21 protein-coding genes are annotated in these 25,650 nt (G+C 72.4%); 9 read left to right on the top strand and 12 right to left on the bottom strand.

Features of this window, described 5'->3' with window-relative positions; genetic code table 11:
• Nucleotides 1-295 precede the first annotated feature (295 nt).
• Nucleotides 296-1,258: a TIGR03557 family F420-dependent LLM class oxidoreductase gene (locus AB0M52_RS00925; RefSeq protein WP_363947034.1), complete on the top strand. Its 963-nt coding sequence runs from the start codon at nt 296-298 to the stop codon at nt 1,256-1,258.
• A 145-nt stretch (nt 1,259-1,403) separates the two neighbouring features.
• On the opposite strand, the gene AB0M52_RS00920 is transcribed toward AB0M52_RS00925, so the two are convergent.
• The 4 genes from AB0M52_RS00920 to AB0M52_RS00905 form a co-directional block, all read right to left on the bottom strand.
• Nucleotides 1,404-2,174: a hypothetical protein gene (locus tag AB0M52_RS00920; RefSeq protein ID WP_363947032.1), complete on the bottom strand. Its 771-nt coding sequence runs from the start codon at nt 2,172-2,174 to the stop codon at nt 1,404-1,406.
• 117 nt (nt 2,175-2,291) lie between these two features.
• Nucleotides 2,292-3,275 (bottom strand): diacylglycerol kinase family protein, encoded by a 984-nt coding sequence (locus AB0M52_RS00915; protein ID WP_363947029.1) that lies wholly within the window; start codon nt 3,273-3,275, stop codon nt 2,292-2,294.
• 77 nt (nt 3,276-3,352) lie between these two features.
• A complete protein-coding gene (locus tag AB0M52_RS00910; protein WP_363947026.1) occupies nt 3,353-3,931 on the bottom strand; it encodes a Clp protease N-terminal domain-containing protein in 579 nt (192 codons plus the stop codon).
• Nucleotides 3,931-4,167 carry an HTH domain-containing protein gene (locus AB0M52_RS00905; RefSeq protein ID WP_111218248.1) on the bottom strand — a complete coding sequence of 79 codons (237 nt, stop codon included), beginning with the start codon at nt 4,165-4,167 and terminating at the stop codon, nt 3,931-3,933. Before AB0M52_RS00905 ends, AB0M52_RS00910 begins: the two co-directional genes overlap by 1 nt.
• A 135-nt stretch (nt 4,168-4,302) precedes the next feature.
• Here AB0M52_RS00905 and AB0M52_RS00900 point away from each other — a divergent pair, with 135 nt between their 5' ends.
• From AB0M52_RS00900 to AB0M52_RS00890, 3 genes are all read left to right on the top strand, one after another.
• The gene (locus tag AB0M52_RS00900; protein WP_363947023.1) at nt 4,303-5,130 is read left to right on the top strand and encodes a universal stress protein; all 828 of its coding nucleotides are present in this window, start codon (nt 4,303-4,305) and stop codon (nt 5,128-5,130) included.
• Between the two features lie 118 nt (nt 5,131-5,248).
• Nucleotides 5,249-7,639, top strand: coding sequence for a phosphoketolase family protein (locus tag AB0M52_RS00895; protein ID WP_363947020.1), 2,391 nt, complete (start codon nt 5,249-5,251; stop codon nt 7,637-7,639).
• 12 nt (nt 7,640-7,651) lie between these two features.
• Nucleotides 7,652-8,527, top strand: a complete 876-nt coding sequence (locus tag AB0M52_RS00890) for a universal stress protein (RefSeq protein WP_363947017.1) — start codon at nt 7,652-7,654, stop codon at nt 8,525-8,527.
• Nucleotides 8,528-8,592: 65 nt separating this feature from the next.
• Here AB0M52_RS00890 and AB0M52_RS00885 read toward each other — a convergent pair whose 3' ends face one another.
• Complete coding sequence (locus AB0M52_RS00885) at nt 8,593-10,557, bottom strand: heavy metal translocating P-type ATPase (RefSeq protein WP_363947014.1); 1,965 nt, start codon at nt 10,555-10,557, stop codon at nt 8,593-8,595.
• Between the two features lie 186 nt (nt 10,558-10,743).
• Between AB0M52_RS00885 and AB0M52_RS00880 the strand changes: the two genes are divergently transcribed.
• Both AB0M52_RS00880 and AB0M52_RS00875 read left to right on the top strand, forming a co-directional pair.
• Nucleotides 10,744-11,748: a nitroreductase family protein gene (locus AB0M52_RS00880; protein ID WP_363947011.1), complete on the top strand. Its 1,005-nt coding sequence runs from the start codon at nt 10,744-10,746 to the stop codon at nt 11,746-11,748.
• Between the two features lie 71 nt (nt 11,749-11,819).
• Nucleotides 11,820-13,493, top strand: a complete 1,674-nt coding sequence (locus AB0M52_RS00875) for a GAF domain-containing sensor histidine kinase (RefSeq protein ID WP_363947117.1) — start codon at nt 11,820-11,822, stop codon at nt 13,491-13,493.
• A gap of 30 nt (nt 13,494-13,523) precedes the next feature.
• On the opposite strand, the gene AB0M52_RS00870 is transcribed toward AB0M52_RS00875, so the two are convergent.
• Entirely contained in the window at nt 13,524-14,162 is a 639-nt protein-coding gene (locus AB0M52_RS00870) for a response regulator transcription factor (RefSeq protein WP_363947008.1), read from the bottom strand.
• 254 nt (nt 14,163-14,416) lie between these two features.
• Between AB0M52_RS00870 and AB0M52_RS00865 the strand changes: the two genes are divergently transcribed.
• The gene (locus AB0M52_RS00865) at nt 14,417-15,391 is read left to right on the top strand and encodes a nitroreductase (protein ID WP_363947005.1); all 975 of its coding nucleotides are present in this window, start codon (nt 14,417-14,419) and stop codon (nt 15,389-15,391) included.
• Between the two features lie 12 nt (nt 15,392-15,403).
• Here AB0M52_RS00865 and AB0M52_RS00860 read toward each other — a convergent pair whose 3' ends face one another.
• The 6 genes from AB0M52_RS00860 to AB0M52_RS00835 all read right to left on the bottom strand — a co-directional run bounded on the left by AB0M52_RS00860 (nt 15,404) and on the right by AB0M52_RS00835 (nt 21,955).
• Nucleotides 15,404-16,432 (bottom strand): reductase, encoded by a 1,029-nt coding sequence (locus AB0M52_RS00860; RefSeq protein ID WP_363947002.1) that lies wholly within the window; start codon nt 16,430-16,432, stop codon nt 15,404-15,406.
• Nucleotides 16,433-16,549: 117 nt separating this feature from the next.
• On the bottom strand, nt 16,550-17,566 hold the full coding sequence (locus AB0M52_RS00855) for a LacI family DNA-binding transcriptional regulator (protein WP_363946999.1): 1,017 nt from the start codon (nt 17,564-17,566) through the stop codon (nt 16,550-16,552).
• Between the two features lie 188 nt (nt 17,567-17,754).
• On the bottom strand, nt 17,755-18,774 hold the full coding sequence (locus AB0M52_RS00850) for a LacI family DNA-binding transcriptional regulator (protein WP_363946996.1): 1,020 nt from the start codon (nt 18,772-18,774) through the stop codon (nt 17,755-17,757).
• 22 nt (nt 18,775-18,796) lie between these two features.
• The gene (locus AB0M52_RS00845) at nt 18,797-19,633 is read right to left on the bottom strand and encodes a carbohydrate ABC transporter permease (protein ID WP_363946993.1); all 837 of its coding nucleotides are present in this window, start codon (nt 19,631-19,633) and stop codon (nt 18,797-18,799) included.
• The gene (locus AB0M52_RS00840; RefSeq protein WP_363946990.1) at nt 19,633-20,613 is read right to left on the bottom strand and encodes a sugar ABC transporter permease; all 981 of its coding nucleotides are present in this window, start codon (nt 20,611-20,613) and stop codon (nt 19,633-19,635) included. Before AB0M52_RS00840 ends, AB0M52_RS00845 begins: the two co-directional genes overlap by 1 nt.
• A 49-nt stretch (nt 20,614-20,662) precedes the next feature.
• Nucleotides 20,663-21,955 carry an extracellular solute-binding protein gene (locus AB0M52_RS00835; RefSeq protein WP_363946987.1) on the bottom strand — a complete coding sequence of 431 codons (1,293 nt, stop codon included), beginning with the start codon at nt 21,953-21,955 and terminating at the stop codon, nt 20,663-20,665.
• 255 nt (nt 21,956-22,210) lie between these two features.
• Here AB0M52_RS00835 and AB0M52_RS00830 point away from each other — a divergent pair, with 255 nt between their 5' ends.
• Entirely contained in the window at nt 22,211-23,833 is a 1,623-nt protein-coding gene (locus tag AB0M52_RS00830) for a glycoside hydrolase family 43 protein (protein ID WP_363946984.1), read from the top strand.
• Between the two features lie 438 nt (nt 23,834-24,271).
• Nucleotides 24,272-25,465 carry an endo-1,4-beta-xylanase gene (locus AB0M52_RS00825; RefSeq protein WP_363946981.1) on the top strand — a complete coding sequence of 398 codons (1,194 nt, stop codon included), beginning with the start codon at nt 24,272-24,274 and terminating at the stop codon, nt 25,463-25,465.
• Nucleotides 25,466-25,650: the final 185 nt, after the last annotated feature.

The raw sequence follows: 25,650 nt of genomic DNA, 5'->3' as shown, positions 1-25,650 counted from the left end.
CAGCCCGACAACCGCTGCCCGGGGCCCGGCGAGGCAGGCATCAGAGTAGGCCGATGGCAAGCCGAAAGCAACCGGTTCAGTACGTCCGGCGCTCGCCGCCGACCCGTGACGGCCCGTGCGAACCCGAGCCGCCACGGGGGCGGACATCCCCACCACAGGATGTGCACCACGCCGGCATCTGAACCGGTTCAGGACAACGGTAGGCAGGGGGCCGGAAAGCGTCAAGCACCGTCGATGGTTGACCGAACCGGACCGGGGTATCCGGAACGGTCCGCCCGGCCCGGAAGGAGACGCGATGGTCAGCATCGGCTACACCCTGATGTGCGAGCAGGCAGGACCGAAGCAGCTCGTCGACCACGCGGTACGGGCCGAGGCGGCCGGCTTCGACCAACTCGTCATGTCCGACCACTACTACCCCTGGCTGGAGTCACAGGGGCACTCACCGTACGCCTGGTCGGTGCTCGGCGCGGTCGCGCACGCCACCTCCCGCGCGGCGCTGATGTCCTTCGTGACCTGCCCGATCCGCCGATACCACCCGGCGGTGGTGGCGCAGAAGGCCGCCACCATCGGGGTCCTCTCCGACGGCCGGTTCACCCTGGGCCTCGGGGCCGGGGAGAACCTCAACGAGCACGTGGTCGGCGGCTGGCCGCACGTGCAGCAGCGGCACGAGATGTTCGAGGAGGCGTTGCAGGTCATCCGGCCGCTGCTCAACGGAGAGACGTTGACCTTCTCCGGCAACCACTACGACGTGCCGGACGCGTACGTGTGGGACCGGCCGCACCAGCCGGTGCCGATGGCGGTGGCCGCGTCGGGCCGGCAGTCGGCCACCCTGGCCGCCGAGTACGCCGACGGTATGGTGTCCACCGAGCCGGACCCGCACCTCGTGGCGATCTACGAGGCGGCCGGCGGCGCGGGCCGGCCCCGCTACGGGCAGGTGGCCATCTGCTACGGCCCCGACGAGGCCGAATGCCGCAAGATCGCCCACGACCAGTTCCGCTGGTTCGGGCTGAGCTGGAAGGTCAACGCCGAGTTGCCCGGCCCGGAATCGTTCGAGGCCGCCTCGCAGACCGTCCGCGAGGAGGACGTGGCGCGGGCGATCTCCTGCGGGCCGGACGTGGACCGGCATGTGGCGGCGTTCAAGAAGTACGTCGACGCTGGGTTCACCCATGTGGCGCTGATCCAGATCGGCGGCGACAGCCAGCCGATGTTCCTGGACTGGGCGCAGGAGCAGCTGCTGCCCCGGCTACGTGAGCTGTGAGCGGGCGGGATGTGATTGCCCCATGCGTATCGGCAACACGGAGATCCGGCCCGCCGGCGGCGGCCTCGGCTGTCTCCTGATGATCCTCTTCTCTATCGTCGCCTCGATCGTCCTGACCGTCCTGCTCAACCTGCTCGTCTGACGGTCAGCGGCGCAGGCCGAGCGCGGTGAGCACCTCGCGGGTGGCCTGCCGGGCCGGGTCGAGGACGCTGCGTCGCAGCCAGCTGGCGGCGGGCGTGACGGTGGCCCGCCAGACGGCTCGGACCGCCCGGCCCACCGGCACCACGGTGTGCCGCCACACCCACCTCGCCGCCCGCAGCACCGGGCGCAGGGTGAGCACCCAGCACCACCACAGCACCCGGCCGGCCACCCGCCAGGCCCACCCGAGCGCGGCCACCGCCAGGCTGGCCAGCGCGGCGAGCCACCGGCCCAACGTGTCCAGCACCAGCCGGCCGGCCGGGGTGAGCACCCGGACCAGCCAGGTCAGCGGCACCCACAGCAGGTAGTACAGCGGCACCAGGAGCAGGGTCCGCACCAGCCACGCCAGCCCCAGGCCGCACCACCGCAACGGTGGCCACAGGGCGCTGCGCCACAGCCAGACCAGCCCGCGCCACAGCCAGGTCAGCGGCACCCAGACCAGCCTCCGGCACAGCCACCACACGGCGCGGGCCGACCAGAGCAGCGGAATCCAGACCAGGTGGCGCAGCAACCAGCCGAGCGGCGGCAGCAGCCAGCGGTCCACGAACCGGATCGCCGGGGCGAGCACCCAGCGGTGCAGTGCCCGGCCGGCGGCCACCAGCACCTCCCAGACCAGCCGCACGGGCAGCACCACCACCAGCGCGATCCCACGCGCGACGAACGCCACCGGCACCGACCCGGAACCGGCCTCCCGTGCCGGCGACGGCTTGTCGATCACGCCCCACACGCTATCCCGTCCCACAACCCCCGCCCCGGCCGTGTTGATCAAGGGATTTGCGTCGTCCAGAGGGCCGATCCCGACGCAAACCCCTTGATCAACGGAGGTGGGTAGGGGTCAGTGGTGGGTCGTGTGGCCCTCTCCGATCAGGCGCTCGGCGGCGGCTGATGCGTTGTCGGCCAGGTCGGGGGCGCGGTCTGGTTGCGGTACGCAGAGCCACAGTGCCCGGCGGCGGATCTGCGCCCGTAGCGTGTGCCCGGGTTCGATCAGGTCGCCGTCCAGCTCGCGCGGTTGCGCCCGGTTGCTGGTGATCTCCACGCGGCGGGCGCGGAACACCTCCATCCGCGGCACGCGCTCGCGCCGGCGTACCACCGCCCAGGCGAGAAAGAGCCAGTGCCGCAGCGTACGCGGGGTGAGCACGGCGACGTCGAGGTAGCCGTCGTCGGGCTCGGCGTCGGTGAGCAGGCGTACCCCGCCCTGGAGCCGGCCGACGTTGGCGACCAGCACCGAGCGGGCCCGGCGGCGTAGCGGCGGCTGGTCGTCCAGCCGGATCCACACCGTCATCGGGCGGTCCCGCAGGTGCCGGACGGCCCCGGCGACGTACGCCGGCCAGCCGATCCGCCGCTTGGTCGTCTCGCTGGTGGCGGCCAGCATCTGGGCGTCGAAGCCCATGCCGGCCATCACCGCGAAGGGCTGGCCGTCCACCTCGCCGACGTCGAGCAGCCGCCGTCCGCGCTCGACGGCCACCGCCAGCCCGGCGGTCAGGTCGTTGGACAGTCCCAGGTTGGCGGCGAGCAGGTTGCCGGTGCCCTGGGGCAGGACGGCGAGCGCCACCTCGGTGCCGGCCAGGGCGCTGACGCAGGCCATCACGGTGCCGTCGCCGCCGCAGGCGAAGACCACGTCGACGCCGGCGGCGAGGGCCTGTTCGGTCTGGCCCCGGCCGGGGTCGTCGACGGTGGTCTCGAACCATATCGGCTCGGGCCAGCCGGCGGCGGCGAGCGTGTCGCCGACGGTGCGGCGCAAGGTCTCGGGGTCGGCCACCTTGGCCGGGTTGACCACCACCGCACTGCGCGGTGGCCACGCCTGCCGTCCCGTCTTCATCGCGCCAGTGTGCAGCAGGTTGCGGGGTTCGGCGACTCGGCGCCGGTGCACTCCGGGCCGGTCACGGTGGACACGCGTCAGGCGGCGGCGCGCAGGGCGGCCTCCACCCGGCGGCGCGTGTCGGCCAGGTCGGCCCCGGCCTCGGTGAGCACCAGGGCCGCGAGCCCGTTGCCCTCGCGCAGCAGGCCGAGCAGGATGTGCTCGGTGCCGATGTGCTTGTGGTGCAGCCGCAGCGCCTCGCGCAGGGACAGTTCCAGCACCTTCTTGGCGCGGGCGGAGAACGGGCCGCCGACCTGCCGTCGGCGGCCCCAGCGGCGGCGCGGCGCCGGCACGGCCTCACGCAGCGCGTCCGGGCCGAAGGACTCCTCGATCCGGGCCACGATGGCGGACAGGTCGATGCCGATCTCGCGCAGCGCGGCGGCGTCGGCCTCGGCCAGGCCACTGCCGCCGGTCTCGGTGTGTCGGCGGATGCGCTGCCGCAGGTCGTCGGCGGTGACGCCGGCGTCGCGGAGCACCCGGACCGCCAGGCCGTCACCGTCGGCGAGGATGGCGAGCAGCAGGTGCTCGGTGCCGACCGGACGCTGGCCCTCGGCCCGGGCCTCGTCGCGGGCACGTCGCACCACGGCGCGGGCGCGGTCGGTGAACCGTTCGAACATCACGCCTCCCAGGAGGATCCGACCGCCGGTCGCCCGGCGTGCTTCTTGTGGACCGCCTGCCGGCTGACCTCGAGCGCATCGGCGATCTCCTGCCAGGACCAGCCCTGCCGTCGGGCGTTGTCCACCTGGACCACCTCAAGCCGTTCGAGCAGCCGGCGCAGTGCGCGGACCGCGCGCAGGCCGACCCGGGGGTCGGTGCTGCCGGCCGCGGCCGCGAGTTCCGTCGCCTGACTCATGCTGTCAACTTACATTGACAGCACCGCCGCCGTCAACCTTTGTTGACACGAGTGCCCCGATCAGGCCCCCGGGCCGTACCAGCGCGACTAGCCTCAGACGCAGGCCGGGCGCGACAGCTGCGGGGGTGATGTCGGATGGCCGCAGCCAGCGACGCGCCGGTGCTCGTCGGCGTCGGTCCCGAAGGCGCCCTGCCGGTGACCCGGCTCGCCGCCCGGGTGGCCGCCGCCCACGGTCGCCGGCTGCACCTGCTGCACGCCTTCAACTGGGCCGCACCCGACGCACCGGCGGTCACCCGTTCCCGGGCCGACGCCGAGCAGCTGCTCGACCAGGCCACCGCGGCGGCCAATCAGTGCGAACCGAACGTCCCGGTCACCACCGAGATCGTCGAGGGCTCCCCCGTCGCCGTCCTCGTCCGCAAGTCCGACTCGGCCTTCCTGGTGGCCGTCGGCGACGGCGGAATGGCCCGCTGCGAGGGCTGCATCCCGGCCGACAGCCCCACCCTGCAGGTGGCCGCCCGCGCCGAGTGCCCGGTCCTGGTCGCCCGGCAGGACCCGCCACCACAGGGCCCGGTGCTGGTCGGGGTGGACGGCTCGGCACCCGCCGAGATCGCGCTGGGCTGGGCGCTCGCCTGCGCCGGCCGGCACCGGTCGCGGCTGCTGGCGGTGTGGGTGGTCGAGACCGACGCGGCGATCGAGGAAACCACCGGCCGGCTCCACGCCCTGGTGTCCGGCCAACACGCCGGTCGGCCGGACACCGCGGTCGAGTGCCACGTCATCCGGGGCGAGCCGGGTGACGTGCTGGTCGAACAGTCGCGCTCGGCGCAGCTGACGGTGGTCGCCGCCCGGGGCGACGAGCCGTGGCGCGGCATGCTCGGCGCGGTCAGCCAGTCGTTGCTCTACCACGCCCCGTCGCCGGTGATCGTGGTACGCGGCGCGTCCGGCCCGCCGGGCGACGGGTCGTGACACCCGGGTGGGCGGGACCAACGGCCCTGATCCACGCCCGCCGATCCGGCGAAGCTGAGGAATGGAAACCGCGCGTTGCGGATGCAGGATCCACCGACCCGCGAGAGGCTCAACCAGTATGGACACCGCCCTAGACCTGCAGAGCACCCTGACCGATGACGAGTTGCGCCAGCTGGACGCCTACTGGCGGGCGGCGAACTACCTGACGGTCGGGCAGATCTACCTGCTGGACAACCCCCTGCTGCGCGAACCGCTGGCCGCCGAACACGTCAAGCCCCGCCTGCTGGGGCACTGGGGCACCTCCCCCGGCCTGAACCTGATCTACGCCCACCTGAACCGGGTCATCGTCGCCCGTGACCTGTCGGCCATCTTCGTCACCGGCCCCGGCCACGGCGGCCCGGCGATCGTCGCGAACACCTGGCTCGAGGACACCTGGAGCGAGCAGTACCACAACACCGGCCGGGACGAGGCCGGTATGACCCGGCTGTTCCGGCAGTTCTCCTTCCCCGGCGGCATCCCGAGCCATGTCGCGGCGGAGGTGCCGGGTTCGATCCACGAGGGCGGCGAGCTGGGGTACGCGCTCAGCCACGCCTACGGCGCGGCCTTCGACAACCCGGACCTGCTGGTCGCCTGCGTCATCGGCGACGGCGAGGCGGAGACCGGGCCGCTCGCCGGCAGCTGGCTGTCCAACGTGTTCCTGAACCCCGCCCGCGACGGCGCGGTGCTGCCCATCCTGCACCTCAACGGATACAAGATCGCCAACCCGACCGTGCTGGACCGGATCCCCGAGTCCGACCTGCTCGACCTCATGCGCGGCTACGGGTACCAGCCGTACGTGGTCGCCGGGGACGAACCGGCCGCCGTGCACGAGGCGCTCGCCGCCACCCTCGACCGGGTGCTCGACGAGATCGCCGCGATCCAGCGCCAGGCCCGCTCGGGTGCGGCCGTGACGCGTCCCCGGTGGCCGATGATCGTCCTGCGTACCCCGAAGGGCTGGACCGGCCCGCGCGTCGTCGACGGCAAGCAGGTCGAGGGGACCTACCACGCCCACCAGGTGCCGCTGGCCGACGTACGCACCAACCCGGCGCACCTGGCCGAACTGGAACGCTGGCTGCGCAGCTACCGGCCGGAGGAACTGTTCGACGCGACCGGCGCTCCGGTCGACGAGCTGACCGCGCTGCCGCCTCGGGGCGACCGGCGAATGAGCGCGAACCCGGTCGCCAACGGCGGGGTGGTGCTGCGCGACCTGGAGCTGCCGGACTTCCGCGACTACGCCGTCGACGTGCCCCACCCCGGTGCGACGGTCACCGGCGCCACCGGTGAGCTCGGCAAGTGGGTCCGCGACGTGATCGCCACCAACCCGCAGACCTTCCGCCTCTTCGGTCCGGACGAGGTCGCCTCCAACCGGCTCCAGGCGGCCTTCGAGGTCACCGACCGGGCCTGGATGGCCGGCACGGTCCCCGACGACAACCATCTCTCCCCCGACGGGCGGGTGATGGAGGTCCTCTCCGAACACCTGTGCCAGGGCTGGCTGGAGGGCTACCTATTGACCGGCCGGCACGGCATCTTCACCAGCTACGAGGCGTTCATCCACATCGTCGACTCGATGGTCAACCAGCACGCCAAGTGGCTGAAGGTGACCCGCGGCATCCCCTGGCGTCAGCCGCTGGCGTCGCTGAACTACCTGCTCTCCAGCCACGTCTGGCGGCAGGACCACAACGGCTTCTCGCACCAGGACCCGGGCTTCATCGACCACGTGATGAACAAGAAGGCCGAGGTCGTCCGGGTCTACCTGCCCCCGGACGCGAACACCCTGCTCTCCACCATGGACCACTGCCTGCGCAGCCGGCACTACATCAACGTGGTGGTGGCCGGCAAGCAGGCCGCACCGAACTGGCTGACCATGGACGAGGCCATCCAGCACTGCCGACGCGGGGTGGGCATCTGGGACTGGGCCAGCACCGACGACGGTAACGAGACGGACGTCGTCCTGGCCTGCGCCGGAGACGTACCGACGCTGGAGACCCTCGCGGCGGCGGAGCTGCTGCGCCAGCACCTGCCCGAGCTGAAGGTACGGCTGATCAACGTGGTCGACCTGATGCGGCTCCAGCCGTCCAGCGAGCATCCGCACGGCCTGCCGGACTCCGAGTTCGACACCCTGTTCACCCGCGACAAGCCGATCATCTTCGCGTACCACGGCTACCCGTGGCTGATCCACCGGCTCACCTACCGCCGCACCAACCACCGCAACCTGCACGTACGCGGCTACAAGGAGGAGGGGACCACCACCACGCCGTTCGACATGGTGATGCTCAACGACCTGGACCGCTTCCACCTCGTGATCGACGTGATCGACCGGGTGCCCGGGCTGGCCGCCCGCGCGGCGCACCTGCGGCAGGAGATGAGCGACGCCCGCCAGGCCTGCCGCGACTACACCCGCCGGTACGGCGAGGACGACCCCCGGGTGGCCGAGTGGCGCTGGGTCCGCCCCACCGAAGAGACCAACTGAGGAGGCGCTGTCATGACCGACGCGGAGATCCTGGTGGGCTACGACGGCTCCCCGGACGCGGCGGCGGCCCTGGGCTGGGCGCTGGATCAGGCCCGCCGCGACGGCCGGACGGTCCGGCTGGCGTACGTCTTCGAGTGGCTCACCGTGGCCGGCTGGGTCGGGCCCGGCGTGACGCCGGGGATGTGGCCGGACGAGCAGGCCCGGCAGCAGGTCGAGGAGCTGGTCGGCAAGGCGGCGGCCGACGCCGCCGCCGCCCATCCCGACCTGACCGTCCGGGGCGAGGTGCTCGACGGCCCGCCCGCCCTGGTGCTGGAGGAGAGCTCGACGCAGGCCGGCCTGCTGGTGCTGGGCAGCCGCGGGCACGGCGGCTTCGCCGGTCTGCTCGCCGGCTCGACCGCCGTCAGTGTCACCGCGCACGCGCACTGTCCGGTGGTGGTGGTCCGCGCCGAGACGGCCGACGCCGCCCGGGCCGGGCACATCGCGGCCGGCGTCGACGGCTCCGAGCACTCCCTGGTGGCCCTCGGTTTCGCCTTCGAGCAGGCGGCCCTGCGCCGGGTGCCGCTGCATGTGGTGCGGGCCTGGCAGCCGCGACGCGAACAGTGGCACCTCACCGGCGAGCAGGCCCGCGACGCGGCGGGCGCCGAACACACCGCCGAGCTGGACGAGCCGCTGCGCCGCTGGCAGAACACCTTCCCCGACGTCGAGGTGACCGTCGAGACGGCCGCCGCCGCCCCCGCCGGCCTGCTCATCGACGCCAGCCGCAGCGCGCAACTGGTGGTGGTCGGCACCCGGGGCCGCGGCGGGCTGCGCGGCATGCTGCTCGGCTCGGTCAGCCAGCAGCTCATCCAGCACGCACACTGCCCGGTGGCGGTGATCCGGGAACGCTGAACGGCCCCGCCGGTCCGGCCCGGCCAGGTCGGACCGGCGCGGGTCGCCCCGCCGGCCGCCGCGGATCAGCCCGGCGCGGCGCCGCGCGGGCCGCCGCCGAGCGCGCGCAGCGCGTTGAGGATCACCAGCACGTCGATCCCCTCCTGCAGGAAGGCCCCGGCCACCGGTGGCAGCCAGCCGGCCGCCGCGAACCCCATCGCGAGAACCGCCAGGCCCATCCCCACGGTGGCGCTCTGCACGGCGATCCGGCGGGCGTACCGGGCCACCTCGACGGCGTCGGCGAGCGGGTCGAGCCGATCGACGCTGAGCACGGCGTCGGCGACATCGGCCGAGGCGGTCGCCCCGGTGGCGCCCATCGCCACCCCCACGTGCGCCTCCGCCAACGCCGGGGCGTCGTTCACCCCGTCGCCGACCATCACGGTGACCGCCCGGTCCGCCTCGGCCCGTACCCGGGCCACCTTCTCCTCCGGCGTGCACCGGGCCAGCACGTCGTCCACCCCGACCGCCTCGGCGACCCGCCGGGCGGTGCCCGGTCGGTCCCCGGTGACCATCACGATCCGGGCCAGTCCGGCGGCGCGCAGCCGGTCCACGGCCCGGCGGGCGTCGGGGCGTACCGGATCCTCCAGCAGCACCGCGCCGAGCGGCCCGGCGTCGTCGGCCACCCAGACCACGGAGTGCCCCGCCGCCTCGGCCCGGGATCGGGCCCCTTCGGCCCACTCCGGCAGACCCCCGGCGAACTGCCCGACCCGGACCCGCCGCCCGTCCACCCGGCCGCTCACCCCCCGGCCCGGTTCCTCGGTCACCTCCGTCGGGGTGACCAGGCGCAACCCCCGGTCGCGGGCCTGCCGGACCAGCGCCGCGGCCAGCACGTGTGGGGACAGCTGCTCCACCGAGGCGGCCAGCCGCAGCACCTCGTCGGGGTCGCCGCCCGGCGCGACGACGGTCTCGGCGACCCGGGGCCGGCCGGCGGTGAGCGTGCCGGTCTTGTCGACCAGCAGGGTGCGGGCCCGACCCAGCACCTCCAGCGAGCCGCCGTCGCGCACCAGCACGCCCCGGCGGGCCACCCGCGACAGCCCGGAGACGATGGCGATGGGGGTGGCCAGCAGCAACGGGCACGGGGTCGCCACCACCAGCACCGCCACCGCCCGGACGAACTCGCCGGACAGCAGCCAGCCCAGCCCGGCCAGGGCGAGGGTGAACGGTACGAAGGCCGCGGCGTACCGGTCGGCCAGCCGTACCGTCGGGGCCTTGCGGGCGGTCGCCTCCTCGGCCAGCCGGACGATCCCGGCGTACGTGCTGCGCTCCGCGCTCTCGGTCGCCCGCAGCCCGAACCCGGCCCCGGCGTTGACCACGCCGCTGGCCACCGCCTCCCCCGCCGCCCGCTCGACCAGCCGGGACTCCCCGGTGACCGCCGACTCGTCCAGCGTCGCCGGTGACTCGGTGACGCCGTCGACCGCGATCACGTCACCGGGGCCGACCAGCAGCCGGTCCCCCACCGCCACCCGGTCCACCGGCACCACCTCGACGCCGCCCTCGGCGGTGCGCCGACGCGCGGTACGCGGCGCCCGGGCAAGCAGGGCTCGCAGGTCACGGGTCGCCCGGCGCTGCGCGTACGCCTCCAGCGTCCGACCGGTGGCCAACATCACCGCGATCACCGCTCCGGCCAGGTACTCGCCGACGCCGAGCGCGCCGGCCAACGCCAGCACCGCGATCACGTCCACGCCGAAGCGCCGCCGCCACAGGTCACGCAGCACCGAGACGGCGGCGGGCAGCAGCGCGGTCAACGTGACCACCGCCCACACCGCGTCGGCCGCACCGGTCCGGCCGGTCAACCGCAGCGCCGCCCCGGCCAGCACCAGCACGGTCAGCCCGGTCAGCGGCGTCCACAGCCACCACCGGGCGCGCCGCTGAGCAGGCTGGCCGGGCTGACGGGGTTGGCCGGGCTGACCGGCCTGCTGCCGCGCCGGCTGCGCGGGCAGGCACTCGGCCGTATCGCGATCCGGCCCTTCCGCGTCCGACTGCGCCCCCACCTGCGGATCGTCCCAACCATCGGGGTGCCGCGGCGGGCGGTCCGGGCAGAATCCGGGCCGGAGTGCCCGTCCGGACAGGACCGGCGGGCCGTGCGTGCGGCCGGCTCCTCACGCAGGATGAACTGGACCCGCCCCACGGCCGTACCGAGGTACGGCACGATGGGGACACACGGAAAGGTCGTGACGATGAGCCACCAGACGCCGGCTACCCACCGCCCGCTGACCACCGCCCTGGCGGAGGCCGCCGCGATGGCCGGTCACGCGCCGTCGGTGCACAACACCCAGCCGTGGCGCTGGCGGGTGCTGCCCGACGCGCTGGAGCTGCGGGTGGCCCGCGACCGCCAGCTGGCGGCGACCGACCCGGAGGGTGAGCTGCTCACCCTCAGCTGCGGTGCGGCGCTGCACCACGCCCGGCTGGCGCTGGCCGCCGAGGGCTGGACGGCGACCGTCCACCGGATGCCCGACCCGGCCGATCCCGACCTGCTCGCCCGGCTGACCGACCCGCAGCCCATCGGCGCCGACCCGGACGCGATGCGCATGGTGCAGTGCATGCAGGTGCGGCACACCGACCGGCGGCCGGTCAGCGGCGAGCCGATCGCCGACGACACGCTGAGCGCCATCGCGTCGGCCGCCGGCCGGGAGGGCGCCCGCCTGGAGATCCTCGACCGCGACCAGGTGCTGCAACTGGCGGCCTCCGCCTCGCACGCCGCCACGGTCGAGGCGGAGGATTCGCAGCTGCGCGAGGAGCTGGACTACTGGACGAGCCGCGCCGGCGGGATGGGGCTGACCCCGGAGGTGCTGCCGGAGCAGCCCCCGCAGACCACCGTGCCGGGCCGGGACTTCGGCCGCCCGGGCACCCTGCCGGTCGGTCCGGGGCACGACCAGGCGGCGTCGTACGGGCTGCTGTACGGCGAGGAGGACGAGCCGGTGAGCTGGCTGCGCGCCGGTGAGGCACTTTCCGCGGCCTGGCTGACCGCCACCCGGCTGGGTGTCTCCGCGGTGCCGCTGAGCGGGGTGGTGGAGGTGCCGGCGACCCGGCAGACCCTGCGCCAGGTGCTGGCCGGGCTCGGCTACCCGTACCTCGTGCTGCGCCTGGGCATCGCGGACCCGGCCCACGCCGGCCCGCCGCACACCCCGCGACTGCCCCGCGAGCAGGTGGTGGACACCTCGGCGGTGGACGGCGGCGCGTGACCGACGCCGGATAGCATCGCCGGGTGACCGTCGGCGCACCGAACCCCCGGCACGAGCCACCCTCGCTCGGGCTGAGCCCGCTGTCCCGGGTCCACCTGGACGAGCTGCTGCAGGAGATGCTGGACCGGGTCGGCGAGGTGATGACCAGCCGGGAACGGCTGCGCGCCCTGCTCGACGCGGTCGTCGGCATCGGCACCGACCTGGATCTGCGCAGCACCCTGCAACGAATCGTCGAGTCGGCCTGCGAACTGGCCGGCGCCCGGTACGGCGCGCTCGGCGTGGTCGGCCCCGACCGGATGCTGCACGACTTCATCACCCACGGCATCTCCCCGGAGCTGCACGCGAAGATCGGTGACCTGCCGCACGGCCGGGGCGTGCTCGGCCTGCTCATCGACGACCCGAAACCGCTGCGGATGCCGGACATCACCCAGCACCCGCGGTCCTACGGGTTCCCGCCGCACCACCCGCCGATGCACACCTTCCTCGGGGTGCCGGTGCGCATCCGCGACCAGGTCTTCGGCAACCTCTATCTGGCCGAGAAGCAGGGCGGCGCCCAGTTCACCGAGGACGACGAGGAGATCGTCGTGGCGCTCGCGGCGGCGGCCGGCGTGGCGATCGAGAACGCCCGGCTGTACGCGCTGGCCCACCGGCGGGAACGCTGGCTGGCCGCCACCGCGGAGATCACCTCGCTGCTGCTCGGCGAGGTACGCCGCACCGACGCGCTGACGCTGGTGGCCCGCCGCGCCCGGGAGGTCGCCGAGGCCGAGCTGGCCCTGGTGCTGCTCTACGACGACGAGGCCGACCACTTCACCGTGGAGGTCGTCGACGGCGCCGGCGCCCAGGCCCGCGCGCTGGTCGGCACGGTGCTGCCGGCCGCCGACACCAGCTTCGCCGGTTCGATCGCCGAGGGCCGGCACGACTCGGTGGACGACCTCGCCCACGCCGCGCCCTGGCCGGCGGTGCTGCACACCGGGCCGGCGGTGATCTCCCCGCTGGCCACCGCCGACACGCTGCACGGCGTCCTGGTCATCGCGTACGGGGTTGAGCACGGCGGCGCCACCGACGACGACGTGGTGCTGCTGGGCAGCTTCGCCGGGCAGGCCGCGCTGGCCATGGAACGCGCCCGCGGCCAGGAGGAACGGGAGCAGCTGGTGGTCCTGGAGGACCGCGAGCGGATCGCCCGGGATCTGCACGACGTGGTCATCCAGCGGCTGTTCGCCACCGGCCTGCAGTTGCAGAGCGCGGTCCCGCTGGCCGGCCGCCCCGAGCTGGCCAAGCGGGTCAACGCCGCCGTCGACGACCTGGACGCCACCATCAAGGACATCCGCCGCACCATCTTCGAGCTGCGCAGTCCGGTGAGCGCGGCGCTGCGCACCGAGATCCGCGAGGCAATGGAGGTGGCTGCGGAGTCGCTGGGCTTCCGGCCACGGCTGGAACTGACCGGGCCGATCGACAGCGCCGTCCCGGACCCGATCCGCCCCGAGCTCACCGCCGTGCTCCGTGAGGCGCTGTCCAACGCCGTACGCCACGCCGAGGCGTCGGCGGTGTCGGTCGCGGTACGCGTCGACGCCACCCGACTCACCCTGGTGGTCACCGACAACGGGGTGGGGTGCGATCCGGCCGCCGCCCGGGGCGGGCTGGTGAACCTGCGCGAGCGCGCCGAACGCCACGCCGGCACCTTCGAGGTACGCCCGGCCCACCCACACGGCACCGAACTGCACTGGTCGGTCCCCCTGCGCGACTGACCGGACCGGCCGAGCGCTCGGTGAATCGGGTCAGTGGGTCTTGCCGAGCAGCCGGGTGGCCAGCACTGCGGCCTGGGTGCGCCGTTCCAGGCCGAGCTTGGCCAGCACGCTGGAGACGTAGTTCTTGACCGTCTTCTCGGCCAGGAACATCTTGCCGGCGATCTCCCGGTTGGTCAGCCCCTCGGCGACGTACTCCAGGATCCGCCGCTCCTGCTCGGTGAGCGACTGCAGCTCGCGGGGCTGCTCCACGCCGCTGCGGATGCGCTCCAGCACCCGGGTGGTGATCGCCGGGTCGAGCAGCGACTGGCCGGCCGCCACCCGGCGCACCGCGTCGACCAGGTCAGTGCCGCGGATCTGCTTGAGCACGTACCCGGAGGCACCGGCCATGATCGCCGCGAACAGCGCCTCGTCGTCCTCGTACGAGGTGAGAATCAGTCCCTTGATCGAGGAGTCCACCGCCCGGATGTCGCGGCAGACGTCGATGCCGTTGCCGTCGGGCAGCCGGGCGTCGAGGATCGCCACGTCGGGCCGCAGCGCCGGGATCCGGCGGGCCGCCTCCTGGGCCGAGCCGGACTCGCCGACCACCTCTATGTCGCCACTGGCGTGCAACAGGTCGGCGAGGCCACGACGGACGACCTCATGGTCGTCGAGCAGGAAAACCCGGATCATCCCCCTTTTCTACCCGCTCCCACCCCCTCCCCGCACGGGCCAAAGGTCCCAACCCGCCCCACCCACCCTGTTGATCATGAAGTTGGCGGGGACTTCGATCTCCACACCACCCGCCAACTTCATGATCAACCGAGCGAGACGGGGATGAGGTGGGTGGTGGGGGTCCTGGGGGGACGGGACGTGTGGCCCTGCTCGGAGGGGGTGGTCGGGAGGCACCGTGGGGGTGTACCGGGCGAGCGTGAGGGGGCAGGACCATGGAAACCGGCTACACCGTCGAACAGCTTCGGGCCGCCGCGACCGATGCGATCCGCGCGCCGTCCCTGCACAACGTCCAGCCGTGGCGGTTCCGGCTGCGCGACGGCGGGATCGAGGTGCTCGTCGACCCGGCCCGCCGGCTACCCGCCACCGACCCGAGCGGCTGGGGTGCCCGCGTCGCCGGCGGGGCGGCCCTGTTCAACCTGCGCCTGGCCCTGGCGGTGGCGGGCACCCCGGCAATGGTCCGGCTACGCCCGTACCCGGCGGAACCGGACGTGGTGGCCCGGCTGCTGCCGGACCTGCCGCGCCGGCCCACCCCCGCCGAGCAGAACCTGTACGCGGCCATCCCCCGCCGGTTCAGCAACCGTGCCCCGTTCTGGCCCGACCCGGTGCCGGCCGACGCCCGCTGGCAGCTCGGCGAGGCGGCCCGGGCCGAGCACGGCTGGCTGGAGCTGCTGATCGGGGTCAGCGCGGTCAACGCGTTCGCCGAGATCGCCCACAGCGCGCACCGGGTCCTCGAACGTGACCCGGCCTACCGGGCGGAGCGGGAGGCGTGGGTACGCGCCGCGCACGCGCCCGACGGGGTACCGGCAGCCGCCGGCGGCCCGCAGGCCGAGCCGCAGGACCTGCTCCCGTCGCGGGGCTTCGGCGGTGCGCAGCGGGCCCCGGGCCGGGACTTCGAACCGGAGCCGCTGGTGGCGGTGCTCGGTTCGGCCGGCAATACCGCCGTCGACCAGGTCGTCGCCGGCCAGGCGTTGCAGCGGGTGCTGCTCACCGCCACCGACGCCGGGCTGTCCGTGTCGATGATGTCCCAGCCGATCGAGGTGCCGCCGGCCCGGGAGCAGCTGCGGATGTCGCTGGGGCGGTTCGGCACCCCGCAGATGGTGATGCGGATCGGGTACGGCCAGCCTGGGCAGCCCACTCCCCGCCGCCGGGTCGACGAGGTGCTGGACCTGCCGGTGCGCCTGGCGTAGGTCGATCCGGCGTCACCCGGGCGGCATCGGGACCGGCTGTTCCACGCCGATCGCGGCGAGCAGGGCGGCTTCCCGGGCCGGGTCGAGGCCGACCGGTGCCCGGGCCGGCCGCCCGGCTCGGGCCGGGACGGCACCGACCCGGCGCAGCCACGACCAGGTGTCCGTGACGGTGTCGGCCACCGGCCGGCAGGTCAGCCCGTCGGCGTACGCGCGGCCGACGTCGAGCTGCTGCATCCACCGGTACTCGTGGCCTGCGGGGATCCAGATCGGCAGATCGTTCCACGGCACCACGCCGGCGGCGAGGAGCTGTTCCGGGTCGGCCCAGCGCAGTCGGGCGTCGGCGCCGGTGGCCGCGAGGCAGGCGGTGAGCAGCTCACCGGTGGTGGTGTGCCCGGGCCGGCTCACCACGTTGACCGCTCCACCGCGGCGCGCGGCTCCGGCGTCCAGCAGGTAGGCCGCCAGGTCCCGGACGTCGACGTACTGCACCGGCAGGTCGGCCGGGCCGGGTGCGAGGACGTCGCCGCCCCGGGCGACGCGGGTCAGCCACCACGGCAGCCGGCCGATGTCCTCCCCCGGGCCGAGGATCAGCCCGGCCCGGGCGAGCAGCACGCGGTCGCCGAAGACCTCACGCAGCGCCCGCTCGGCACCGGATTTCAGCGTCGGATAGTCGCCGTCGACGGCGCCCGGGTCGGCGTCGACCACCGGGGCCTGCTCGGTCGCCCCGGCCGCCACCGGCGGGGCGTAGACGGACGCGCTGGAGACGTAGACGTAGTGGCCGACCTGGCCGGCCAGGGCCCGCGCCGTCGCCTGCGCGGCCCGGGGTGCGCCGTCCCAGGTGTCGACGACGAGGTCCCACTCACCACCGGCCAGCGCGGTCAGCCCGTCGGCCGCCGTCCGGTCACCCACCAGTCGCCGTACGCCCTGCGGAGGCGCCCCGTGCCGCCCCCGGTTGAACACGGTTACCGACCAGCCACGGTGGACCGCCTCGGCGACCGTCGCCCCGCCCACGAATCCCGTCCCGCCCAGCATGAGAAGTCTCATGCCGTCCACCCTGCCGGTCGTCTGTGCTGGTCAGGAACCCCGTTCACCCTCAGCGGATCTGCCGAGGGCAGAAGCCGGGCGGGCGTCAACAACTTCCGGAAGACTATCGATCGGCTGCTACCCGAGTGGGGCCGCACTGTCGCGGATGACGAGCTCGGTGGCCAACTCCACCCGGGGGCTCTCCACCGTCTCGCCCTTGGCCAGCCGCAACACCGTCCGCGCGGCCAACATCCCCATCTCCGCCAACGGCTGACGCACCGTGGTCAACGGCGGCGAACACCACCGCACCTCCGGCAGATCATCGAACCCGACCACACTGATGTCGTCCGGCACCCGCAGCCCCCGCTGACGCACCGCCTCGTACACACCCAACGCCATCTGGTCACTCGACGCGAAAATCGCCGTCGGCGGATCCGCCAACCCCAACAACCGCACCCCACCGGAGAAACCGGCCTCGTGGTAGAAGTCCCCGGGGCACACGAGATCGTCGTCCACGGCCAGCCCGGCAGCCTCCAGGGCGGCCCGGTAACCGTCCATCCGGGCGCGACTGCACATCAGCTGCGGCGGCCCGGCGATGAATCCGATCCGCCGGTGCCCCAGACCGATCAGGTACTCCGTCGCCCGCAGGCCGCCGGCCCAGTTGGCGGCGCCGATCGTCGGCGCCTCCCGGGTCGGCAGGCCGTCGGCGTCGACGACGACCAGCGCCACGCCAAGTCGGCGCAGCTCGTCCTGCAACGGCGGCTCCACCATCGAGGTCACGAAGATGACGCCCTCGGTGCCGCGTCGGCGCATGCCGTCGAGCCACTGCTGCGCGGAGGAGGTGCGGCGGTGGATGGCGGAGACCACGGTGCCCACTCCGGCGGCGTGCGCGACGTCCTCCACACCCCGGATGATCTCCACCGCCCATGGGCTGTCCAGGTCGTTGAAGACCAGATCCAGCAGGCCCGAACTCGTTCGCACGCTGGACGGCCGGCGCTGATAACCGTGCCGGGTCAGCAGCTCCTCCACCCGCTCCCGGGTCTGCGGGGCCACATCCGACCGACCATTGAGCACCCGCGACACCGTGGGCACCGAAACCCCGGCCAGGTCCGCGATCGCCGAGATGGTGACCTTGCGGGTGTCTCTGGCAGCCACAGCACTCCCTAACCCAGCCGATACGGCGACAGCCCGTACGGCGACCAGGGGCAACCGGGACGGGCGGCCGGCTGCCGTCCCACACCCTAGTGCCGGAACTTTCGCACGCCTACCGGTAGTTGGCGCAGGTCACACGGAACCGGCCGGCAGGCCCGGGGTGGCCGCCGGGCCGGTCGACCAGCGGGCCGTCAACCCCGAGGTGCCGCCGCACTGTCACGGACGACGAGTTCGGTGGCGAGTTCGATCCGCGGGCTCTCCACCTTCTCGCCCTTGGCCAGCCGCAACACCGTCCGCGCGGCCAACATCCCCATCTCCGCCAACGGCTGACGCACCGTGGTCAACGGCGGCGAACACCACCGCACCTCCGGCAGATCATCGAACCCGACCACACTGATGTCGTCCGGCACCCGCAGCCCCCGCTGACGCACCGCCTCGTACACACCCAACGCCATCTGGTCACTCGACGCGAAAATCGCCGTCGGCGGATCCGCCAACCCCAACAACCGCACCCCACCGGAGAAACCGGCCTCGTGATAGAAGTTGCCCGGCTGGATCAGCCGGTCGTCGATGGGGATGCCGGCCGTCTCCAGCGCCGCGCGGTAGCCGTCCATCCGGGCCCGGCTGCACATCAGCTGCGGCAGTCCGGCGATGAATCCGATCCGCCGGTGCCCCAAACCGATCAGGTACTCCGTGGCCCGCAGGCTGCCCGCCCAGTTGGTGGCGCCGATCGTCGGCGCGTCCTGGGCCGGCACACCGGCCGGGTCGACGATCACCACGGGAATGTTGAGCCGGCGCAGATCGGCCTGCTGCGGCGGTTCGAGGGTGGAGGTCACGAAGATGACGCCCTCGGTGGACCGGGTCCGGATGTTGTCGAGCCACTGCTTGGCCGACGACGTACGGCGGTGGATGGCGGAGACCACGGTGCCCACCCCTGCGGCGTGGGCGACATCCTCCACACCCCGGATGATCTCCACCGCCCACGGGCTGTCGAGGTCAGGGAAGACCAGATCCAGCAGGCCGGAACTCGCCCGCATGCTCGGCGGCCGGCGCCGGTAGCCATGCCGGGTCAGCAGCTCCTCCACCCGCTCCCGGGTCTGCGGGGCCACATCCGAACGACCGTTGATCACCCGCGACACCGTCGGCACCGAAACCCCGGCCAGGCGCGCGATCGCGGCGATGGTCACTGTCCGGTTGTCGTTGGCAGCCACGCGGTGCCCTCCCTCTGCTCGCTCATCCCTTGACGCTGCCGGCCAGACCGCCGACGAGCTGACGTTCGGCTACGGCGTAGAAGCCCAGCGCCGGAACCATGGACAGTACGACGTACGCCAGCACCCGGGCGGTGTCGTCAGCGTACTGGCCCTGGAACGCCTGGACCCCGACGGGCAGTGTCCACCAACTCTGGTCGGTGAAGACGACCAGCGGCAGCATGAAGTTGTTCCAACTGGCCACGATCGCCAGCACCGACACGGTGGCCAACGCCGGCCGGGCCATCGGCAGCAGGATCCGCCAGAAGAACCCGAAGGCCGTGCACCCGTCCAACGTCGCCGCCTCCTCGACCTCGGCGGGGATGGTCCGGAAGAACTGGCGCAGGATGATGATGGTGACCGGCAGCCCGAAGGCGGCCTGCGGCAGGATCACGCCGAGCGGATTGTCCAGCAGGCCCATGCTGCGCAGCAGGATGAACAGCGGCAGGATGGCCACCGCGAACGGGAACATCAACCCGACCGCGAACAGGGTGAACAGCAGCTCCCGGCCGCGGAACGCGAAGCGGGCGAAGACGAACGAGGCCATCGCCGCGGCGCCCACCACCACGACGGCGGTGGCCAGCGCGATGAGGGTGCTGTTGCCCAGCTGCCGCCAGAACACCCCGGAACCGACGATGCCGACGTAGTTCTCGAAGACCCACGGGTCCGGCAGCCCGAGCGGGTTGGTCGACAGCTGCCCGTTGTCCTTGAAACCGCCGAGTACGCCGAAGAGCACGGGCACCACGATCAGCGCGCCGATGGCGACGGAGACCAGGTGCAGTCCGAGGTGGCGGGTCCGCTGCGCGGGCTTCGGCGCGGTCATCATTGGACTCCCCTGGTGGTGATCGCGCCCTCGGTGTCCCGGCGCATGACGACCCGCTGGTAGAACAGGGCGAACACGAGGCTCAGCAGGAACATGATGATGCTGATCGCGCTGGCGTAGCCGACCTCGAAACGGCGGAAGCCGTGCTGGAACATCGTCACCGCCATGGTCTCCGAGGCGTGGATGGGCCCACCGCCGGTGAGCACCCAGACCATGTCGAACAGCTGGATGGTGCCGATCACGGAGAGGAAGATGCTGATCCGGATGGTGGGCCCGAGCAGCGGCAGCGTCACGTGCCGGAAGACCTGCCAGCTGGTCGCCCCGTCGGTGGTGGCGGCCTCGGTCAGCTCCCGGGGAATGTTCTGCCGGCCGGCCAGGTAGAGGATCATGTGGAAGCCGAAATACTTCCAGGAGATCACCAGGAACAGGGCGAACAGCACGGTGTCCGGGTCAGCGAAGACAGCTTCCACCCCGAGCAGACCCGACAGGGCGTCACCCAGCCCCCGGTTCGGCGAGAACACCAGCGTGAACAGCACCGCCGTGGTGACCTCGGAGAGCACGTACGGGGCGAAGAACAGCAGCCGGTAGACGCTGCGGCCGCGCAGCGGCTGGTTGAGCAGCATCGCCAGACCGAGCGACGCGGGCAGCTGGATCAGCAGCGACAACACGATCAGGATCCCTGCCCGCCACAGGTCGCCCTGGAAGACGGGGTCGCTGAAGGCCCGGGTGAAGTTGTCCAGGCCGACGTAGTCCTCCGGCAGGCCGAAGCCGTTCCACTTGTACATGCTGGCGTACGCCGCGACCACGATCGGCGCGATGACCAGCAGCAGGAACAGCACCAGGGCCGGGGCCAGGAAGAGGGCGATGGTGACCAGACCGCGGGGGCGGCCCCGGCGGCCACGGTGGGCCGCCGGGACCGCCGGCGCAAGTTCGGGCACCGCGACGTCGCGTCGCAGACCGGTCACCGGTGAGGGACTCATCGTGCCCGCTCCACTCGATCGTCGTACGGGGTTCGGCTTGCCGGCATCGCTACTGGCTCTTCGCCACCGTGGTGATGTCCTTGACGATCTGGTCCGGCCGCTTGGTGCCGGCGACCAGTTCGGCGACGCTGTCGTTGATCTGCTGGCCGACCGCCGGCGGGTACGCCTGGTCGAGGTAGAGCTGGAAGCCGGTCGCGCTGGCCAGGCTGGCCGCGACGACCTGGTTGTTCGGGTCCTTGATCCCGTCGGCGGCGGCCTTGTTGGTGGGCAGCACGGCGCCGGTTTCGGCGGACTTGCGCTGGTTGCCCACCTCCAGCAGCGTCCGCAGGAAGTCCACGGTCGAGGCCGGCGCGTTGCGGCCGACCGCGAAGCCGTTGCCGCCGCCGAAGGCGTCCGTGCCCGCGCCCTTGCCGCCGTCGACGGTCGGGAAGGTGAAAAAGCCGAGCCGGTCGCCGAGGCCCTTCTTGCTGGTCGACGACGACGCCTGGACGGCGGGAGCCCACTGGCCCATCAGCTCCATCGCGGCACCGCCGTTGCCCATCGTCGCGGCCTGACCGTCGGGCGAGCCGTACTCCGCGCCCAGGAAACCCCGCTGGAACGGCTGCAGGTCGATCAGCTCCTTGAACCGTTCGCCGGCGGCCACGAAGTCCGGGGTGTCGAAGTTCTTCTGCTCGGCCGCCTGCTTCAGCGCCTCCAGGCCACCGATGCGCATCGCGAGGTACGCCCAGTAGTAGTGCCCCGGCCACTTGTCCTTACCGGCGAGGGCGACCGGCACCGTGCCGGCGGCCTTGAGCTTGCCGACCGCGTCCAGCAGGGCGGCCCAGGTCGTCGGCGGCGAGGTGATGCCGGCCTTGTCGAAGTGGTCCTTGTTGTACCAGAAGCCGATCATGCCGACGTCGAACGGAATGCCGTAGATCTTGCCGTCCAGGGTGTACGGCTGCAGCGCCGCCGGCAGCAACTCGCCGACCCAGGGCTCCACGTCCTTGGTGATGTCCTTGACCAGACCCGCGTCGACCTGCTGCTGCAACACGCCGCCACCCCAGGACTGGAACAGGTCCGGCGGTGAGCCGGCCTGGGTCGCGGTGGTCAGCTTGGCCTTGAACGCCTCGTTCTCCAGCGGCTGGATCTCGACCTTGACGTTGTTGTGCGCGGTCTCGTACTCCTTGGCCATCTCCGCCCAGACCGGCAGCATGGGCTCGGTGTTCTGGATGTGCCACCAGTTGATCGTCTGTGGGCCGTCCGGGTCGCTGGACTCCCCGCCGCCGCAGGCGCCGAGCAGGAGCGCGCCGGTGCCCATGCCGGCCAGACCCAGCAGCGACCTGCGGGAGATGTGCGCTGTCATGGTTCATCCCTTCGAGAACGTCTGAGGTGCTCGGAATGCCGCCACAGTCGGCGGAAGGTGCGGAAGCACGGCCCCGGAAGTTTCAGCCCGCTGCCGGTATTTTCGATTGATGGCCGGCACGTTACGACGCGTTGACGCGTGCGGTCAAGGGGGTGTCGCAAGCGGACCTCAGCCGATACGGTGAGCGGAATTCTGGAGCTTCCGGAGTGGAGATTTCCGGAAAAACACCGGGATCAGAACGTGAAGGAGTCGAACATGTCGACCGAGATCGCAGACGTGGCCACAGCCCGGTCGATCCGCAATCCAGTGCTCACCGGCTTCCACCCGGACCCGTCCATCCTGCGTGTCGGCGACGACTACTACCTGGCCACCTCGACCTTCGAGTGGTATCCGGGCGTACGCGTGCACCACTCGAAGGACCTCGTGCACTGGCGCGCCCTGGGCGGCATCGTCACCGAACGCCGCCTGCTCGACCTGCGCGGCTGCGGCGACTCCAATGGGATCTGGGCACCGGACCTGACCTACCACGATGGGCTGTTCCACCTCGTCTACAGCGACGTGGCCAGCTTCGCCAGCGGGTACTGGGACGCGCAGAACTTCCTCACCACCGCGCCGGCCGTCACCGGCCCGTGGTCGGACCCGGTGCGGCTGCACTCGCACGGCTTCGACGCCTCGCTGTTCCACGACGACGACGGCACGACCTGGCTGCTGTCGATGAGCGCCGACTGGCGACCGGGCCGCGACCGCTTCGGCGGCATCGAGATCCAGCAGTACGATCCGGCCCGGCGGCGACTGGTCGGCCAGGCCCGGATCATCTTCACCGGCACTGCGGTCGGCCTGACCGAGGGGCCGCACCTCTACCGCCACGACGGCTGGTACTGGCTGGTCACCGCCGAGGGCGGCACCAGCTGGGAGCACCAGGTCACGGTCGCCCGCTCGCGCGAGCTGTTCGGCCCGTACGAGGTCGACCCGGCCGGGCCGCTGCTCAGCTCCGTCGGCCGGCCGGACCTCGCCCTGCAGAAGGCCGGCCACGGCAGCCTGGTACGCACCCAGCACGGCGACTGGTACCTCGCCCACCTGGTGGGCCGCCCCTACACCCCGCTGGGCAACTGCGTGCTCGGCCGGGAGACCGCCATGCAGAAGGTCGACTGGTCGGCGGGCGGCTGGCCCAGCATCCCCGGCGGCGTCCCGGCCGACGAGATCCCCGCCCCGGACCTGCCGGCCCAGCCGTGGCCCGACGAACCGGCCACCGACCACTTCGAAACGCCCGAGCTGGCCACCCGGTGGTCGACCCTGCGCCGGCCGGCCACCGACGACTGGATCGACCTGCGGTCCCGTGCGTCACACCTGCGCGTCTATGGTGGACAGTCGCCGGTCGGGAAGCAGACGCCGAGCCTGGTGGCGCGGCGGGCGGGGGCGGCACACTGCTCGCTGGAGACCGTCGTCGAGTTCGACCCCGGCGACCACCGCCACCTGGCCGGGATCACCGGCTACTACAACACCCAGAACTGGCACTACCTCTACCTGACCCGCGCCGACGACGGACGGATCGTGCTGGAGCTGCTCAGCTGCGACAGCGGCCGGCGCACCGCGTACCCGCAGCTCACGGTCGACGCCGGCGGCGCCCGACGGGTCGGCCTGCGGGTGACGTTCGACGGCCCGGTGCTGCGTTTCGCCTACGACCTGGGCCACGGCTGGCAGCCGGTGCCCGTCGAGTTGGACGCCACCATCCTGTCCGACGAGCACGCCGCGTTGATCATCGACGGCGAACCCGCCGCCTGGGGCTTCACCGGCTCGTTCCTGGGGCTCTGGGTGCAGGACCTCGGCGGGGACGGCCGCTACGCCGACTTCGACCACGCCACCTATCTCGAACACTGACCCCGACCCGACCGACCCGGGCCGGGCGGCCTCCGCCCGGCCCGACACCACCGCCGGCTCCACCCGGGACGAAACGTCCGTCCGCACCCGCTCCCGTGGCAGGTCGAGCCCCGGCGGTGCGGCGCCGCCGGCCCGCCCACCGATCGGCGAGGCCGTGCTGCGGCCTGGCAACCCCGGAAGTTTCCGGTCTCGTGGCTGACGGCTCCAGCAGCCCACACAGTGGATTTCCGGAAGCATTCGTGGTTGACCGAGGGCATCGATGGCCCTAATGTTTCGACCAAGTTTCCGGTTTCCATCTGGAACTATCGGCGTCACCCGCGATCGGCCCGAGCCCTCGGCAGCCGCGGCCCGATCGCCGCTTCCAACCCGAGCATGACCTGGCCCGAGTCCCGCCCTCCAAGATCGACACTCGTCGATTGGATTTCGAAAGGAAGGCAGATGAAGCTGAGACGATGGATGGCCGTCGGCGCGGTCGCCGTCGCGACCGTCACGGCGCTGAACACCGTGCAGGCCACCGCGAGCCGGCCCTACGACCCGACCGCGCAGAGCCTGCGCACGCTCGGCCTGCGCCACGGCCTCCAGATCGGCACCGCGGTCGACATGGCCGCGCTCAACAACGCCAACGACCCGCAGTACCGCCAGATAGCCGCCACCGAGTTCTCCTCGGTCACCGCCGAGAACGTGATGAAGTGGGAGAGCCTGGAGCCCACCCGCGGCAACTACAACTGGGGCCCGGCCGACCAGCTCGTCGACTTCGCCAAACGCAACAAGCAGACCGTACGCGGCCACGTGCTGGTCTGGCAGAACCAGCTGCCCGGATGGTTGACCAGCGGCGTCGCCGACGGCTCCATCAGCACGCAGGAGCTGCGCGAGCTGCTGCGCAAGCACATCACCACCGTGGTCAGCCGCTACAAGGGCAAGATCTCCCAGTGGGACGTGGTCAACGAGGCGGTCAGCGACCCCTGGGACAACCCACCCACCCTGCACTACAAGGGTTTCTGGGCCCAGCACCTCGGCCCCGGCTACCTCGCCGACGCGTTCCGCTGGGCCCGCGCCGCCGACCCCAAGGTGCTGCTGTTCTACAACGACTACAACATCGAGGCGTTCGGCTCCGGTAACCCGGCCAACGACAAGACCCAGTTCGTCTACGACATGGTCAAGGGCCTGCTCGCCGAGCGCGTCCCGATCGACGGCGTCGGCAGCCAGGGCCACCTCGGCACCCAGTACGGCAACTACGACACCCTCCAGGTGACCGACGCGCTGAAGAGGTTCACCGCGCTCGGCCTGGCGACCGCGTTCACCGAGGTCGACGTCCGCAGCGAGATGACCGAGGCGGTCCAGGCCGGCGACTCGGCGGAGATCAACCCCAGGTTGCAGGCATCGGCGGCCAACTTCAGCGTGCTGATGAAGGCCTGCCTCGCCGTGCGCAGTTGCATCTCGTTCACCGTCTGGGGCTTCACCGACAAGTACTCCTGGGTGCCGAACTGGTTCAACAACCCGCCCGAGGGCCTGGCCACCATCTACGACGAGAACTACCAGCCCAAGCGGGCGTACCAGGAGCTGAAGTCCGACCTGATCTTCGCCGGGCCGCCGTACGTCCTGCCGCGGATCACGCCCAACCCCCGCCGCTGACGTGCAAGGAAGGGCCCCTTGTTAACGCCTGCGGTAGAGGAGGGGCCCCCTGTTAACAATCGGTCTCCGAGTGGGGGGGGGGGGGGGGGCGGCGGCACCCCCCCCCCCCCCCCCCCCCCCCCCCCCCCCACCCCCCCCCCCCCCCCCCCCCACCACAACCACGCAAACCAGAAAACACCGTAGTT

It is taken from the genome of Micromonospora sp. NPDC051296, from assembly GCF_040682255.1.
In the GTDB taxonomy this organism is placed as follows: domain Bacteria; phylum Actinomycetota; class Actinomycetes; order Mycobacteriales; family Micromonosporaceae; genus Micromonospora; species Micromonospora craterilacus.
The sequence above is the reverse complement of the archived record's forward strand: the minus strand, read 5'-3'. Positions and strand labels throughout refer to the sequence as shown.

Coding starts and splice junctions, on each gene's coding strand:
- AB0M52_RS00925 (WP_363947034.1), top strand. CDS start 296: ATGGTCAGCATCGGCTACACCCTGATGTGCGAGCAGGCAGGACCGAAG.
- AB0M52_RS00890 (WP_363947017.1), top strand. CDS start 7,652: ATGACCGACGCGGAGATCCTGGTGGGCTACGACGGCTCCCCGGACGCG.
- AB0M52_RS00840 (WP_363946990.1), bottom strand. CDS start 20,613: ATGAGTCCCTCACCGGTGACCGGTCTGCGACGCGACGTCGCGGTGCCC.
- AB0M52_RS00860 (WP_363947002.1), bottom strand. CDS start 16,432: ATGAGACTTCTCATGCTGGGCGGGACGGGATTCGTGGGCGGGGCGACG.
- AB0M52_RS00880 (WP_363947011.1), top strand. CDS start 10,744: ATGAGCCACCAGACGCCGGCTACCCACCGCCCGCTGACCACCGCCCTG.
- AB0M52_RS00910 (WP_363947026.1), bottom strand. CDS start 3,931: ATGTTCGAACGGTTCACCGACCGCGCCCGCGCCGTGGTGCGACGTGCC.
- AB0M52_RS00845 (WP_363946993.1), bottom strand. CDS start 19,633: ATGACCGCGCCGAAGCCCGCGCAGCGGACCCGCCACCTCGGACTGCAC.
- AB0M52_RS00865 (WP_363947005.1), top strand. CDS start 14,417: ATGGAAACCGGCTACACCGTCGAACAGCTTCGGGCCGCCGCGACCGAT.
- AB0M52_RS00830 (WP_363946984.1), top strand. CDS start 22,211: ATGTCGACCGAGATCGCAGACGTGGCCACAGCCCGGTCGATCCGCAAT.
- AB0M52_RS00895 (WP_363947020.1), top strand. CDS start 5,249: ATGGACACCGCCCTAGACCTGCAGAGCACCCTGACCGATGACGAGTTG.
- AB0M52_RS00905 (WP_111218248.1), bottom strand. CDS start 4,167: ATGAGTCAGGCGACGGAACTCGCGGCCGCGGCCGGCAGCACCGACCCC.
- AB0M52_RS00825 (WP_363946981.1), top strand. CDS start 24,272: ATGAAGCTGAGACGATGGATGGCCGTCGGCGCGGTCGCCGTCGCGACC.
- AB0M52_RS00870 (WP_363947008.1), bottom strand. CDS start 14,162: ATGATCCGGGTTTTCCTGCTCGACGACCATGAGGTCGTCCGTCGTGGC.
- AB0M52_RS00915 (WP_363947029.1), bottom strand. CDS start 3,275: ATGAAGACGGGACGGCAGGCGTGGCCACCGCGCAGTGCGGTGGTGGTC.
- AB0M52_RS00835 (WP_363946987.1), bottom strand. CDS start 21,955: ATGACAGCGCACATCTCCCGCAGGTCGCTGCTGGGTCTGGCCGGCATG.
- AB0M52_RS00900 (WP_363947023.1), top strand. CDS start 4,303: ATGGCCGCAGCCAGCGACGCGCCGGTGCTCGTCGGCGTCGGTCCCGAA.